Consider the following 14650-nt stretch of genomic DNA (forward strand, 5'->3'; position numbering starts at 1 on the left):
AGGGGCACCTCCACGGACGCGCTGCCTGGGTCGCCGTCACTCGAGTTCGCTCAGCGACCCTCGGTCGCCTCGCCGGTCAGGCGCACCTGACCGAGGGGCGCCGCCGCGCGGACGTACTCGCTGGCCGCCTTGAGCAGCGTGTCGATGCGGTCGTCGAGCACCTCGGCGTGGTCGCGCATCACGTCGAGCTCGGGCGCCAGGTCCTTCACCGACGACGCGTTGAGGTCGTAGGACAGGAACAGCGCGTGGTCCCGCAGCATGCGGTTGTAGGCATCGAGCCCGTCGATCGCCGGGGTGATCGCCTCGACCACGACCTTGTAACGCGCGGTGGTCAGGTCGCGGCGCTGCTCGCTGCGCTCGCGCAGGGTCTTGCTGGTGAAGGACTCGAGGTCCTCCGTCCAGGCGTCGTAGACCTGGCTCGCGCTGGCCTGCATGGGCTCGACGTTGGAGCGCAGACGGTTGACCTGGGCCTCCGACCGCTCGACCGCCTTGACGAAGTCCGCATAGGCGTCGGCCGCGTCGCCGGAGAACTCCTGCCGCACGATCACGCGCAGGTTACCGACCGCATCCTGGATCTTCTCCCGACCGAGCTCCGCGTCGAGGTGGACCTTCTCGATGCGCGCGACGAGGGTGTCAACCTGCTGGATGCCGACCGCGTGCTGAGGGCCCATGCACCCCGTGAGGACCAGCGCCAGGGCGCCGAACAAACCGAATGACCGCTGGAGCAATTCCAGCCTCCTGTACTGAGGACTCCTGGCCCGCGACCCCAACGGCGCGGCGCTTCCCCCGCTTCGACAGGGGGGCCTGGCGGTCTTGAAGCGCATCGGCGGGCGCTTCGCTCAGGCTTCGTTTGGAGCTGGCCCCGGGGTCGATCCGGGAAGATCTTTCGCGCCACCGGGCGTTCTTCCACTCGGCTCGGCGCGCGACTCAGAAGTCCAGGGTCGGCGGCGGACAGGTCCGCTCGGCCCCCATCGCCCGGCGCAGCCCCGGGTAGCTCCGCGAGCCGAGGGTGTTGACCCCCAGCTCCGCGAAGGCGGCGTCGCCGTGCGCCTCGCGCAGCGCGGCCACGCGCTCGGGTTCCGCGTTGTCACCGCCGACCACCTGGACCGCGTGGTCGTGGACCAGCTTCAGCACCGGCGGGAGGGCCGCGGGATCCTCGAGCAGTTGCCGCAGGAGCAGCCTGTCGACCCCGGCCTCGACCTCGACCGCCATGCGGAGGTTGAGCTGGGTGCACGCACCACAGTCGTCGGCCATCAAGGCGCTGATGCGGGCCAGGTAGTGGGCGTCCAGGGGCAACTGGTCGCGGAACTCCGACATGGCCATGGCGCCCTCGAAGACCTGGTAGACACCCGGCGACAGCTCGAGGAGCTGCAGCTTGTGATCCACCTCGTAGTCGTAGGCCTCGCCGAAGGCCAGGAGTTCCTCGCGGCCGAAGGTGATCTGCAGGCCCTCGTCGTCGGCTGCGTGGCCGACCTCGCTTTCCGACAGCGCGGGGAATGCGACGCTCGATGCCGCCTTCGGCCCGGGGCCTGCGCAGCCGACGACGGTCGAGACCAGGGCGGTGACGAGGAGGTTTGACTCGAGCTTCTTGGCGCGCGGTCCAAGAGGCGGTGGTCGATCTGGCCTGGGCCCGCGCGGGAACCGAGCGCCACGAGCACCCGACGGACCCGCTCCACTACCCGTCCACCCCTTCCGCGACGCGCTCGATCAGTCCACCGGCTCGAACTCGAACAGGTCGCGGCGCTCTGTGCCGTGGTGCGGGTCGTCGAGGGTGATCACCAGGCGCTCGTCGGACTCGCGGTGGTAGGTGATGCGCGTGGGGAAGTCGTTGGCGGGGTTCTCGAAGACCGCCTTGCGCGCCTTGGCGTCGAACTCGCTCAGCTCGAAGGGGTCAGCGGCCTCCCCCTCGGGGTGCGGAACCAACAGGACCGTGCCTTCGCGCACGAGGAACAGCTCGAACTCGAAGAACTGCGCGCGCTTCTTGACCAGGAGCTTGCTGGCCGAGAGCAGCACACCGCCTTCGGGGGTGCCGTAGGTGCTCTGGAAGCGGCCGCCCCAGATCTCGCACTCCCACGCCCCCTCGAGCCAGGTCATCGCGGCGAGCTGTTCGGCGCCCGTCAGCGCGGTGGGCTGCTCGGGCTCCTGCGTCGGAGCAGTCGATGAAACCAGAACGGGCGCGACGGCGCACAGCATCAGGGCCAGGGCGTACTTCATTGGCGCGAGACTAGAGGCGCCGCGGCGTGCCCTATTGGACGTTTCCGACAAACTGGTCGTTGAGGCCGTGGGTCTCGCGCAGGTAGGCGGCAGGGCTCGTCCCGGCGAAGCGGGTGAAGTCGCGGATCAGGTGGGGCTGGTCGCTGTAGCCGCAGGACTGGGCCAGTTCGGCCCAGGCCGGCGGCGGGCCCGAGCCGATCGAGCGCAGGACTGCTTGGAAGCGCTCGACGCGCGCCAGGAACTTCGGCGCCAGGCCGACCTCGCGCGCGAAGGCCCGCTCGAGGTTGCGGGCCCCCACTCGGAGTTCGTCCGCGAGCTGGCCGATCTCCACCTGACCGCGCGAGGCGCGGATCGCGCGCGCGGCGGCGCGCACGAAGCCGCTGCTGGGCCCGAGTCGATCCAAGAGCGCGACCTCGATCGCCGCGACGCTGCGTGCACACCGAAGGGCCTCTCGCAGGGCTCCTTCGAGGCCTTCGAAGCCGTCGTTCAGCTCCGCCACCGAACGACCACCTAGGAACGGGAACAGCCCGCCAGGCTCGAAGCGAATGCCGATCAGTCGCGCCTCACCCGTGGGCGCGATGGCCAGGGGGCCGCGCAGCTCCCCCACCGCCATCCACAGGGGCTGGACGCCGTCCTGGGTGCGAAAGGGGTCCGCGTGGTTGAGGATCACCTCGCAGCAACCGTCCGGCAGCACCCGCTCGAAGTTCGTCGCTGGCCGCGGATCGCAGAGGGTCCAGATGCAACGCACATAGGGCCGCAGCGCCGGACACGGGGAAACCTCCGCATAGCCCGGGGCACCGCTCAGGAGGGCTGCGACGGCGTCGACCATGGCCGTCCGTTCTAACCCGACCGGGCAGGTACCGTCACCGGGTGTCCGGCACGGATTGGCTTCAGGCCGCGGACTTGTCGAGCGCGGGCTCGATCGCCTCGAGCTTCGGTCGGCGCTCTTCGCCGCGCGTTCGCGCCTCGACCTTGGCCCGGTACCAGACCACGACGCCCAGGGCGCAGATGGCCCACTGCAGGCCGTAGTAGGTCCACAGGGCCCGCGCGATGCCGCTGGTGAAGCCGTAGCTGTGCAGTCCGACCCCGAGCAGGTTCACGCCCCACCAGGAGAAGGCCACCACGCTCCCGCCGAAGGCGGCGGCGACGCAGATGCCCAGCTCCTTGAGGTGTCCGCCCATGCGCCCGTGCAGGATCGCCGTCATCGTCAAGCAGATCAGCAGGGCGCCGTTCTCCTTGGGGTCCCAGCCCCAGAAGCGGCCCCAGGAGTCGTTGGCCCACAGGCCGCCGAGGATCGTGCCCACCAGGCTGAACAGGAGGCCGAAGCAGAGGGTGCCGTAGACCATCCGCGCCAAGGCGCGGAAGGTCTCGGGCGCGGCGTCGCGGCGACGCAACAGGCGCATCACCACGTAGGCGCTGCCCAGGAGCGCGGCCAGCATGCCCGCGGCGTAGCCGATCGTGATCGAGGTCACGTGGGTCGCCAGCCAGAAGTTGGTGTCGAGCACCGCCACCAGCTCGGGCATGGTGTCCTTGGCGTCGAGCTTCTCGTAGCCGGAGGCCAGGAACAGACCCACGGCGCCCAGCGCGGCGGCCGCCGAAGCGGCGATGCGGCGGCGATCGATGGCCTCGGTGACCAGGGCCAGGAGCACCGCCGTCGCGGTCACGAACAGCACGGTCTCGTAGAGGGTGCTGACCGGCGGGCGGCCGCGGATCACGCAGCGCACGGCGATGGCGAGGGTGAGCAGGGCCAAGCCGGTCCAGGCCAGCGTGGTGCAGAGGCGATAGGGCAGGCGAGCCTTGGGCCGCAGCCAAGTGGCCGTGGCGGCGACGAAGGCCACCAGGAACGCCATCAGGGCCCACATCAGCGGCTTCGCGCCGTAGTAGCTGCGCTCGAGGTCGAGCTTGCCGGCCTCGCCGCGCGCCTCGGCCGCCGCGCGCGTGCTGGCGGTCAAGAGCGCCAGGGCCGACTCCGCCGAATCGTTGTCGATGGCCGCCGCCAGGGCTTCGAAGCCGCGCAGGGCCGCGAGTTCGGCTTCGGAGGCCGGCGCGCCGTCCAGGGCCGCGGTCAGGATGTCGCCCGGCGTGCGCCACTCGGGCGCTTCGTCGGCGCTGCCCGCGGGCGGCACCAGGGCCAGGCCGTCGGCCGAGCGGCCCAGCTCGGCGGCCAGGCGCAGCACGCCGTCGATGCCGCGCAGCTCCTCCCGCTCGAGGGGGTCGTCGCTGGTGCTGAGGGTGCGGTAGAGCTGCCCCACCGCCGGCGCGGCGGCGACCAGCTCCGAGAAGTGAGCGCGACCGCTGTCCGCGCCGAGCAGCTCCGCCAGGGCGCTGTCGCGCACCACAGGCAGCTCGACCCGCGCGAAGTCCAGGAAGCCGCCCAGGTCCAGGAACTGATCCACGGCCTCGGCCAGTTGCACCGTCTGCTGTTGGGTGGCGCTGCGCTGAGGGGCCTCGATGCGGCTCCAGTCGTGGGCCAGCTCGAACAGGCGCGGCAGGGCCGGACGCAGCTCGTCGAAGCTCCAACGCGCGCGGCGCTTCTTGAGCGAGCCATCGAGGCCGATGGCGTCGATGGCCGCGCTCTCGGCGACGAGGAACAACGGCAGGCGCGCCGCCGACTCCGGCCGCACCAGGGTCTCGAGCAGGAAGGCGTCGGGGCCCAGACGCTCGCCCGCGGCGTCTTCCACCGAGCGTCGACCCGCCAGACGCAGCAGGGTGAAGCCGGCGTGGGTCGAGAGCGGCTTGACGCGACCGCCCGCTTGGATCGGCAGGGCGCCGAGCGCGTCGAGGGCGGCCTCGGACCAGCGCTCATGGACGACCGCGGGCGTCAGCGGTCCATGGGGCGCGCCGTGGGGCCCCATGTCGACCCCGCCCTGGGCGGCGAGCGGCAGCGCCAGCGCCACCGTCGCGATCAGTCCTCGCACCAGCCCGGTCACCGCGCCACCTCCCGGCGCACGTGGCGCGCGAGCTTGCGCCCGAAGTGGAACAGCAGCCCGCCCGCGATCACCAGGCACGAGTAGAGCGGCCATTGGTCGGCGGGGTTGCGGACCACCGCGAGGGTCGAGAAGAGCCGGTCCCCCGGGCGCGCGTTGCCCGGTCCCCAGGAGGCTTGGTAGAGCACCAGCCCGGCCTCGCGCAGGGGCCGGTTCATGGAGATCGTCACCGGCCGCTCGCCGCTGCCGTCGTCCACGCTGACGTCGCTCGAGAACCAGGCCGGCATGTTGGTGCCCGGGTGGTCCTCCTTGGTGAACTCGTCGAGCCGCACCTCGAAGGGCATCGGGAAGCGCTGGCGCCGCAGGTCGAGGACGAAGCGCGCGCCGCCCACGTCGACGGTCCAGGGCGCGGCGTCGTAGGCCCACAACAGGCCCACCTGCCGCCGACCGTCGGCGCCGGTGACCGCCACGTAGGCGCCGGGGCCGTTGCGCTCGGCCTGGGGTGAGAGGGGCTCTGCGCGCAGGAAGAACCCGTCCACCACCGGCACGTCCACGTCGAACATCGGGCCCTTGGGGCTGACGTTCGCGTTGTCGAACCAGTGGGTGACCTCGAGGCGGAAGGGCAGGCCCGAAGCCACGACCGGCGCCGCGCTCGTCGCGCCGCGCAGGGAGTCGCCGGGCAGGATGCGCTCGGTGTGCCGACCGGCCGGATCGACCGAGATCACCGCCAGCTCCGTCTCGGTGTAGCTCTGGAACCAGGCGGCCGTGTCGCCCTCGTAGAGCGTCACGTGGCCCTCCTCGCCGGTGGCGTACTTCACGAAGCCCGCCACGAGCATCAGCACCATGCCCAGGTGCGCCACCAGCACGCCCGCCGTCCCCGCGCCGCGCCGCAGGCGCACGACGCCGCCCAGGATCAAGTTGACGAACAACAGCCCCATCACCAGCCCGCCGCCCGGCAGGGGGATCGGGACGCCGCCCGCCTCGTGGATCAGGTAGCTCGACTCGAAGTAGCGCTTCTGGACCTCGTACAGGCCGTGTTCCGCCTGCTCGAGGGTCCCCAGGAAAGTCAGCAGCGCCAACAGGCAGATCAACACCCCCGCCAGGGAGATCGACGACAGGACCGCGACCAGGCGCGCGGATCCGCTGGACAGGACCTTCACCGGCTGGTCTCCAGGCTGGCGACGAAGGCGCGGAAGCGCTCGCGCTCGGGCGCCGCGGCGTCGCGCGGTCCGACCAGCTTGACGAAGACGGTGCTGCCCTCGAGCGAGGCCACCGCGCCGAGCATCAGCGCCTCGTCGTGGGTCTGTCCCGACATGCCCTCGAAGGCACCCTCGATCTCGATCAGGATCGCGGTCGAGCCCAGGCACGGCACGCGCTCGAGCGAGGCCAGGGCCGCGTCGTCCAGCGGCGCGAGACCCATCTGCCCGCGCCAGCGATCGAAATTGGAGCGGATCCCGCCCCCATCGCCCCCCAGCACGCTGATGTAGCACTCGACCGATCCGGCGGGATCGGTGGTGAACGTCACCTCGCGCATCATGCGCGGCGGACCTTGGACCCAACCCTCGGGAGCGCTCCAGGTCAGTGGTCCGCCGGCCGGACTCGGCGCGGCGGTCGCGCTCGGAGCCCCGCCCAGGGACTCCGCCAGGCGCTCGAAGGCGAGCAGTTCCGCCTCGACCACGTCGGCGGGTCCGACGAACTTCAAGAACGCCGAGCCCCCGCTGTCGACCGCGAGCAGGCCCACCATGCGGAAGCCCTCGCCGCCGCCACCAGCCATGCCCGAGTAGCTCCCCGCGAAGTCGACCCGCGTGGCCGGGCGCCCCAGCAGCGATCCGGACGGCAGGCTCTGGAACTCCGACTCGGTCAGGTTCGAGAGGCCCATCTGCCCACGCCAGCGATCGATGTTCGCCCGCAGTCCCCCGCCCTCGCCGGGCAGCAGCGTCAGGCTGCAGTCGGCGCGCTCGTCGCGCGCCACGCGCAGGTTGAGGGTCCTCATCGAGGTCGGCGCCAGGGCCAACCATCCGTCGGGCAGCTCGAAGTCCGGTCCGCTCGCCATCGACGGCACCCCGCTGGCGACCGCCGCCGGCTCGAAGCCGAAGCGCCGCGCCGGGCTGGCTCCCACCTCGAGCTGGTCCCCTTGGAACGGCCGCGCTTCACCGATCGCGACCGTGCGTGAACCCTCGTCCGCTCCGCAACCCACCAGCGACGAGCAGAGCATGACCCCCACCGTCACTTGCAACAGGACCACGCCGCCGAGGAGCGCCGCTTCCATGCGCCGCACCGGCTCGACCGTCCCCGCGCCCGACTGCTCGATTCCCATGGTTCCCAAGTCGCTCCGAGACGGTGTCGGACACCGGTCACGGGAGGATCTCGACCTGGGGTCGCACGTGCCTTGAGCGCGAACAGGGCTTCACGCAGCTCGAACCGGGCTCCGCGAGGCACTCGGAGAGCCCCAGCGGCTCTTCGCCACCGACGGGGCTCAGCGCACGAGCGGGAAGACCGCGTCGCGCGCGAGCCAGCCGCGGGTGCCGTCGCGGCGCTCGATGCGGACCCAATCCGGTAGCTCGTCGATGCGTTGGGCGACTTCGCCGGCTGAGACCTCGCCGATGGCCGGCCGGCCCTCGAGGGGCTCGGCGCGCACCGTGGTGGTCCCCTTCCTGACGACCATCACCGGGTCGTCGACCCCGTGCAGGGAGTGGTGGGCCAGGGGCACGGCCCCGGCGGCCGCCGCGAGCACGGCCAGGGCCACGGCCAGTCGCCAAGCGCGACCGCCGCGCACGGCCTCGCCCAAGAGGGCCACGAGCAGCGGGCCCAGGGCCAGCAGCGCCAACCAACGGGCCTCGGACGGCGTGATCAGGTCGAGGCCCTCGCCCACCGACGCGGCGAAGTCGTCCTCCAACTCCGTGTCGAGCTCGGCGGCGCGACGCGCCAGGGCCAGGTTGGCCCGGGTGTCGAGGCTGCGCGGCGCGTGGCGCAGGGCCGCCAGGTACCAACCCATGGCTTCGAGCGGCCGCTCCAGGCGGAAGGCGGCGTTGCCCAGGTTGTGGAGCAGGGCGTGGCGATCGAGGATGCGCTCACGCCCGCGCAGGCTGGCGGCGCTCGACTTCGACTCGGCCAGCACGTCGAGCCAACGGCCCTCGGCGATCGCGTACTCGCCCCGGCGCCAGGCCTCGACGCCCTCGTCGAAGCGCCGCGCCAGGGCGCCGAGTTGCAGCTCGTAGGGATCCGGCGCCGGCGCGGCGGGGACCGCCGCTGCGGTCGCCGTCGGAGTCGCGGGAGCGGACCCATCCAGCAGTTCGGGGCCACCGGGGACCAGGGCGTCGTCGTCCAGGGTCGGATCGATCCCACCCCCCTGGGCCCGGGCCACGGCAGGTAGCAGGACGATCGCGAGCAACGCCAGGATTCGAAGCTTCGTGTTCACAGTCCATCCCCCAGGAGGTCGCGCGCGGTCCCGATCAGCTCTTGGCGCGGCACCCGCTCGCCGTCGCCGAAGACCGCCGACTCCAGGTCGCGGTTCATGCGGACCAGGGCGTCGACCGTGTCCGCGGGCAGGGGCCGCTCGCCGTGGGGTCCGAAGACCTCACGCGGATCGCGGCCGAACCAGGCCTCGGCCTCCTCGCGCGTGCGCGCGCCGAGGAACCCGGCCCAGGCGCGCAGGTCGGTCTCGGAGTCGAGGCTCGTGCGCAGTTCGCGCTCGAGCAGGCGCAGGGCCCGCCTGCGGCGGCGTTCGTCGATCGAGCTGGGATCGCGCCCACCCTGACGCACGGCGCTTCGCAGGGCGAACCAGCACAGGATCACACCCACCAGGGCGCCGCTCACGGTCCGCAGGCCCGGCGCGCTGGTCGCCGCGCCGCCGTCGATGACGGCCTCGGCCTCGATGTCGCGCAGGTCCTCCACGAAGCGCGGGGCCTCCTCGCCATCCAGGCCCACGCCCTCGAGGGCGCGCACGCGGATCGGGATCGGTTCCGTGGCCAGGCGCCGATAGCTCCAGGTCTCGGTGTCGAAGACCGGCAGCTCCAGGGACGGGATCTCGGTCACCGTCGAGTCCAGGGGCGCGAGGTCGTAGACCACCCGCCGCCGGCCGCTGAGCTTCTCGCCGGTGGTGCCGAAGAAGCGGAAGCCCTCGAAGCCCGGTTGGCGCGAGGGATCGGGCGGCTCGAAGTAGTCCAGGTTGCCGTTGCCGATCCACTCCACCGTGAGCTTGATCGAATCGCCCACACGCACGTCGCGGGTGTCGGCCTGGGCGCGCACGCTCATCTGACCGATGGCACCGGTGTAGTCGAAGGGTTGGCCCTCCGTCGGCAGGGGCTCGACCTCGAGCTTGAACTGCGGCGCTTCGGCGAAGTAGCTGCGCGTGAGGCGCGATTCCTCGAAGAAGCTGCCGCGTTGCAGGGTCCCGAACTGCAGGAACGACGTGGGCAACTCCAGCACACCCGAGCGCACCGGTAGCAGCTCGAGCTGCACCTTGAAGACGCGGAAGGGCTTGCCACCGACGAGCTCGTCGGCCATCTCCCCCACGACCAGGTTCGAGCGTCGGTTGAGGATCACCTCGACGTCGCGCCGCGCCCCGCGCCGGGGCAGCTCCTGCAACAGGGCCCCGGGCAGGTTGTCCCACCAGGGCAGCAGCAGGTTGGCGTAGTTGGTGGCGCTCTCGATATCTCGATCCCAGCCGAAGACCAGGTCGACCTCGATCGGCTGGCCCTCGACGATGCGGTCGGTCAGACCCCGCAGCTCGATGAAGCCGAGCTCGGCGCCCAGCAGGTCGGCTTGAACTGTGAGCGGCTGAGGCGCGGTGCGGTAGACCGCCCCGTCGACCTCGACGCCGATCGCGGGCACCTCGAAGTCCCCTTCGCTGGCCGCGCGCACGCCGACGGAGAAGGTCAGCGTGCGCTCCACGGTCAGGCGCCCGCCGATCAGGGTGCTGGACTGGCGCAGGCTGGGGCCGGCCACGGGGCCGAGCTCGAGCCCTTCGACCTTGGGCAGCTCGAGCAGGCGCGCGCTGCCGGCGCCCTCCACCGTCACCACCAGGGACGTGTCGTCGCCGAGCTTGAGCACGCCCTGTCCGAGCCGCGCCGACACGCGCACGTCCTGGCTCGCGGCGGCCAGGCCGCCAAGGCTCGCCACCGCCAACAACAACGTGGCCAAGTGCGCCATCCGGCGCGCGGCACGCCCGATCGTGTTCGTCATCGTCACCATCACCAGTCGCGCTCAACGGGTACGTGGCGGATGCCACGCAGCTGGCGGCGAATGTCCTCGCCGTTGCGTTCGATCTCGGCCAGTCGGTCCAGCAGCTCGGTCATCTCCTCGGCAGACAGGGACTCCTGCTGGGCTGCTTCGGAGGCGACACCTTCGGGCTGCTCGCCCTCTTCCTCGCCCTCCTCGGGCAGGGGCTGCTCGGCATCCATGTCGTCCTGCCGCTCGGCGTCGTCGACCTGCTGTTCCTCTTGCTGTTCGCCCTCCTGGTCGGACTCCTCGCCGTCCTGGGGCTTCTGCTCGTCGGGCGGTTGCTGCTGGTCCGAGTCGGAGGGCTGCTGATCCTGGTCCTGCTGCGGATCGCCCTCCTGCTGTTGGTCGCCGTCCTGTTGCTGCTCCTGCTGCTGTTGCTCCTGCTCTTCCATCTGCTGGAGCGCGCGCTCGAGCTCGCGGATGCGGCGCTGGGACCACTCCAGGTTGGCGCGGGGATCCGCGTCGCTCCAATCACTGCGAACCCGCTCGGCGAGCAGGTCGCGGGCACCCTCGAAGCGACCGATCAGCTCCTCGATCTGCTGCTTGGGGTCCGGCGGTTCCTCGGGCTCCTGGCCGGGCACGGGCAACGGCGGCGTCGGTGCGTCCGGGCCGTTGGCCACCACGAAGCGACGCAGCTCACGCTCGGCGAGCCACAGCTCGAGGGTCCCGGCGGCGTAGACCGCGCGCTGGCGCAGGATCCCGCCTCCGGCGTAGGCCCGCGCCTTGGCGAAGGCCGCGCGGGCCCGCTCGACGCGCTCGGCGGCCGCACCTTCGGGCGGGTCGTAGGGCGCCTCGAGCACCGCCAGGGGCTCGCTCTCCACCAGCAGCAGGCCCTGGGCGTAGTTCAGCGCGGCCAGCTCGGGCTCGGGCAGGTCGTCCGCCCGGCCGCTGCGATCGAAGGCCTCGACGAGCTGCAGCGCATGCTCGAACTCACGCCCCTCGCCCAGCTCGACGATGCGCGCGAGCAGGTCGGCGTCCACGAGCTCCGCCAACTCCAGATCGGCCGCCACCCGGGCGGGATCGGGGGGCGCGACCTCCGGCGGCGCGTCGATCGGTGCAGCGTCCCGCTGTGGCGCGTCCCGCTGTGGCGCGTCCCGCTGTGGCGCGTCCCGCTGTGGCGCAGCGGGCGCCGGTGCCACCGGTCCTCGGGCTTCGAAGGCCATCGCTCGGCCCTGCATGAGGCAGAGCGCGATCAGCGCCATCGGTCGCGTGAGTCGCATCATTGGACACCTGCCGGGTTCTTGCGCCCGCGCTCGCGCAGGGCGGATTCCGCGATGGCCAGGGCCAGGGCCAGGGCCAGGGGCCATTGGTAGCGGTCGTAGGGCACGCGCCGCACGCCGTCCTCGAGCTCGCGCGACTCGAGGCCGGCGATGCGCTTGCGATAGAGCGTCTCGAGCGGCGTGGGCGAGCCTTCGGTCGACAGGTACGCGCCGCCGGTGACCTCGGCCAGGGCTTCGAGGGTCTCGCCCGACAGGCGCGAGGAGACCTCCACGCCGTCGGGCCCGACCAGGAAGGACTCGCGGCCATCGGGACCTGTGACCGGGATCTTGCCCCCGTCGCTGGTGCCGACGCCGACCACGAAGACGCGAATGCCACTCGCGGCGGCGCGCTCGGCTACGGCGCGCCCGCGGCCCTCCAGATCCTCGCCGTCGGTGATCAGGACGATCGCCTCGCTGGCGCCGGTGCGCCCGTCGAAGAGGTCGAGGGCGCGCTCCAGGGCCACGCCGAGGTCGGTGCCGCCGACGCGGTTGTCGTCCACCTGCACGCGACTCAGTAGGTCGCGCAGGGCCTCGCGGTCGGTGGTCAGGGGCGCGACCTGGCGCGCGTCCCCGGCGAAGGCCAACAGCGCGACGCGGTCATTGGAAAGCTGGTCCAGGAGGCCGGAGACCTCGCGCTTGGCGCGGTTCAGTCGGTCCGGACGCAGGTCGCGCGCGAGCATCGAGCGCGAAGTGTCGATCGCGATCACCAGGTCCACCCCGCTGGACATCACCGCGCGCTCCGCGTAGCCCAGGACCGGACCGGCGAGGGCCACGCCGCCGGCCAGCAGCGCGCCCGCGGCCAGGGCCGCGCGCAGCAGCCGCCGCGTCGCGGAGAACTCACTTGCCGCCGCCTCGCGCAGGCTCGGTGAGAAGACCAGGCCGAGGGCCCGCCGCGCGCGCAGGATCGCGAAGGGCGCCAGGGCCAAGAGCGCCAGGCCGCCCAGGGCGATCAGGCCGTCCGTGGGCCGCAGCCAGTCGATTCCTAGGAAGCTGGCGGCGATCACGGCGTGCGTCCTCCGAAGGTCAGGCCACCGGCCCAGGCCAAGAGGTACAGGGCCAGGGCCGCGAGCAGCACCGGCGGATACAGATCGAAGGTGTCGACGTGCCGTGACGACTCGCGTGGCGTGCGCTCGAGGTCCTCGATCTCGGCGTAGATGGCCTCTAGCGAGTCCCGATCCCGCGCGCGGTAGAAGCGGCCGCCGGTGCGCTCGGCGATGGCCTCGAGCTCGGTCGAATCGAGCTGCTCGTCGGTGCGGACCACGCCCCCGAAGCCGCTGCGGTAGACGTAGCGTCCGGCCAGGATCGTGTAGACCTTGACCCCCGCCTCGGCCGCCAGGTCCGCGGCCTCGAGGGGCAGGATCTCCTCGCGGTTGTTCTCGCCGTCGGTGAGCAGCACGACGATGCGCGAGGTCGCCTGACTCTTGGCCAACAGGTCCACCGACTTGGCCAGGGCCACGCCGACGGCGGTGCCGTCCTCGACCCGGTAGCGCACCAGCTCCACCTGACTCAGGAAGTCGAGCAGGGCGTCGGCGTCGAGGGTGAAGGGGCAGACCAGCTCGGGGTAGGCCGCGAAGGTCAAGAGGCCCACGCTGTCCGCCGCATCGACGCGGTCGGTCATGCGCCGCCGCGCGAAGTCGCCGACGACCTCCTTGACCACTTCGAGACGCGAGCGGCCGTTCTCGAGGTCCTCGTAGTCCATCGAGCCGGAGCGGTCGATCGCGCACAGGATGTCGATGCCCTCGGTGGTGTCGGTGGTCTCGACGTCGGCGCGCAGGGGACGCGCGAGGGCTACTGCCAGGAGCACGAGAGCCGTGCCGTGCAGGAGCGGCAAGAGGCGCGCGGCGCGCTGGCGCAGGCTGCTCGGCGGAGCGCCTCCCGGCAGGCCCGGCAGGATCGCCGCGGCGCGCCCCTCGCGGGCGCGGCCGAATGCGAGCAACAGCAGCGCCAGGGGAATGATCGCCAGAAAGACCGGGTCGGCCAGGGCCAGGTTGCCCCACAGCTCGAGCCCCACGTCGGCGGTGCTTTGTGCTGCGTCGATCACGCCGCGCCCTCCACCTCGACCGGGTCGCCCGCGGGCGCCGGGCGGTGGTTCGCCACGGCGTCGAGGATCCCCAGGCACTCGGTGGCCAGCTCTTCCACGGCCCATCCGGTGGGCTGGTGGCCGCTGTACTTGGCCCGGGCCGAGCGCGCCAGGAACTCGGCCGCCCGCTCGCGCAGGCTCGCCATGGACGGGTCGCGGGGCAGGGCGGCGATCCACTCGCTGTCGGTCAGCCCCGGCCGCGGCTCGCCGAGCAGCTCGTCCACCGCGCTGCGCGCCAGGTCCGTCAACTCGAACACGAGCTCGGGCTCGGTCGCGCCGCTGCGCAGGGCCGCGTCGATGCGTCGACGGCGCTCGGAGAGGCCCGGCTTGGGCGGGGTCTGCTCGCGCGGGCCCGTGCGGCGCAGCAGCACCAGCCAGGCCCACAGGAGCACGCCCGCGCAGACCACCGCCACCGCGCCGGCCCGCTCCCACTGGGCCAGGGCCGTGGGCCCCTGCGGCGGGTCGGTCCAACCTGGGAAGCCGCGCGGCAGGTCCTCACCCACCGCGAGCAGGCTGGTGGCCACGATCGACGCCGGCTCGCAGGTGAGCTCGAAGGTCTCCTCGCCGCTGACCAGCGTCAGGGGCGGCGGCGGGACCTCGCGCGTCGCACTCCAGGTCCAACCGTCCTCGGTCTCGACCTGGGCCTGTTCGGTCGCCGCCACGCGAAAGCGCGTGGTCGTGACCAGGCCGCGGCCGTCGGAACGGTCCAGGGTCAGCGGATCGCCGGCGTCGAAGAGCAGCCAGCCTTCCTCGAGCGTCCAGGGCAACTCGCCCAGGCGCAGGGTCGTGCCTGCATCGTGCTCGACCTCCACCCGCAGCTCGAAGGGCTCGCCCAGCTCGACCTGGGGGCGCTCGACCACCAACACCGCGCGCGCGTCGGCAGCGGGCGCGAGGGAGCCCTGGGGCAGCGCACCGGCGTCGGCTGCCGGCGCAGGCGCGCAGAACAT

General features: G+C 72.3%; 13 protein-coding genes. All 13 read right to left on the bottom strand.

Translation table 11 applies throughout. From position 1 onward, the window contains the following. Positions 1 to 50: 50 nt before the first annotated feature. The gene (locus tag Pla133_RS17070; RefSeq protein ID WP_419191642.1) at positions 51 to 728 is read right to left on the bottom strand and encodes a DUF2959 family protein; all 678 of its coding nucleotides are present in this window, start codon (positions 726 to 728) and stop codon (positions 51 to 53) included. Between the two features lie 199 nt (positions 729 to 927). Continuing rightward, entirely contained in the window at positions 928 to 1386 is a 459-nt protein-coding gene (locus Pla133_RS17075; RefSeq protein ID WP_145067414.1) for a hypothetical protein, read from the bottom strand. Between the two features lie 321 nt (positions 1387 to 1707). Continuing rightward, positions 1708 to 2214, bottom strand: coding sequence for a DUF6265 family protein (locus Pla133_RS17080; RefSeq protein WP_145067416.1), 507 nt, complete (start codon positions 2212 to 2214; stop codon positions 1708 to 1710). Positions 2215 to 2245: 31 nt separating this feature from the next. After that, positions 2246 to 3043, bottom strand: a complete 798-nt coding sequence (locus Pla133_RS17085) for a helix-turn-helix domain-containing protein (protein ID WP_145067418.1) — start codon at positions 3041 to 3043, stop codon at positions 2246 to 2248. A gap of 61 nt (positions 3044 to 3104) precedes the next feature. Beyond that, entirely contained in the window at positions 3105 to 5144 is a 2040-nt protein-coding gene (locus tag Pla133_RS17090) for a cytochrome c biogenesis protein (protein WP_419191643.1), read from the bottom strand. Next, positions 5141 to 6301: a cytochrome c biogenesis ResB family protein gene (locus Pla133_RS17095; protein ID WP_145067422.1), complete on the bottom strand. Its 1161-nt coding sequence runs from the start codon at positions 6299 to 6301 to the stop codon at positions 5141 to 5143. The genes Pla133_RS17090 and Pla133_RS17095 overlap by 4 nt, the downstream gene beginning before the upstream one ends. Next, on the bottom strand, positions 6298 to 7458 hold the full coding sequence (locus Pla133_RS17100) for a hypothetical protein (RefSeq protein WP_145067424.1): 1161 nt from the start codon (positions 7456 to 7458) through the stop codon (positions 6298 to 6300). The genes Pla133_RS17095 and Pla133_RS17100 overlap by 4 nt, the downstream gene beginning before the upstream one ends. Positions 7459 to 7617: 159 nt before the next feature. Next, positions 7618 to 8559, bottom strand: a complete 942-nt coding sequence (locus Pla133_RS17105; RefSeq protein WP_145067426.1) for an SH3 domain-containing protein — start codon at positions 8557 to 8559, stop codon at positions 7618 to 7620. Then, positions 8556 to 10325 carry a BatD family protein gene (locus Pla133_RS17110; protein WP_419191644.1) on the bottom strand — a complete coding sequence of 590 codons (1770 nt, stop codon included), beginning with the start codon at positions 10323 to 10325 and terminating at the stop codon, positions 8556 to 8558. Before Pla133_RS17110 ends, Pla133_RS17105 begins: the two co-directional genes overlap by 4 nt. An 8-nt stretch (positions 10326 to 10333) precedes the next feature. Continuing rightward, the gene (locus tag Pla133_RS17115) at positions 10334 to 11374 is read right to left on the bottom strand and encodes a hypothetical protein (protein ID WP_145067430.1); all 1041 of its coding nucleotides are present in this window, start codon (positions 11372 to 11374) and stop codon (positions 10334 to 10336) included. A 209-nt stretch (positions 11375 to 11583) separates the two neighbouring features. Beyond that, positions 11584 to 12627 carry a VWA domain-containing protein gene (locus Pla133_RS17120; RefSeq protein ID WP_419191645.1) on the bottom strand — a complete coding sequence of 348 codons (1044 nt, stop codon included), beginning with the start codon at positions 12625 to 12627 and terminating at the stop codon, positions 11584 to 11586. Further along, a complete protein-coding gene (locus tag Pla133_RS17125) occupies positions 12624 to 13664 on the bottom strand; it encodes a VWA domain-containing protein (RefSeq protein WP_145067432.1) in 1041 nt (346 codons plus the stop codon). The genes Pla133_RS17120 and Pla133_RS17125 overlap by 4 nt, the downstream gene beginning before the upstream one ends. Further along, positions 13661 to 14650: a hypothetical protein gene (locus tag Pla133_RS17130; RefSeq protein ID WP_145067434.1), complete on the bottom strand. Its 990-nt coding sequence runs from the start codon at positions 14648 to 14650 to the stop codon at positions 13661 to 13663. Before Pla133_RS17130 ends, Pla133_RS17125 begins: the two co-directional genes overlap by 4 nt.

It is taken from the genome of Engelhardtia mirabilis, assembly GCF_007748095.1.
Classification (GTDB): Bacteria; Planctomycetota; UBA1135; order UBA1135.

Coding starts and splice junctions, on each gene's coding strand:
- Pla133_RS17100 (WP_145067424.1), bottom strand. CDS start 7,458: ATGGGAATCGAGCAGTCGGGCGCGGGGACGGTCGAGCCGGTGCGGCGC.
- Pla133_RS17110 (WP_419191644.1), bottom strand. CDS start 10,325: ATGACGAACACGATCGGGCGTGCCGCGCGCCGGATGGCGCACTTGGCC.
- Pla133_RS17080 (WP_145067416.1), bottom strand. CDS start 2,214: ATGAAGTACGCCCTGGCCCTGATGCTGTGCGCCGTCGCGCCCGTTCTG.
- Pla133_RS17085 (WP_145067418.1), bottom strand. CDS start 3,043: ATGGTCGACGCCGTCGCAGCCCTCCTGAGCGGTGCCCCGGGCTATGCG.
- Pla133_RS17130 (WP_145067434.1), bottom strand. CDS start 14,650: ATGTTCTGCGCGCCTGCGCCGGCAGCCGACGCCGGTGCGCTGCCCCAG.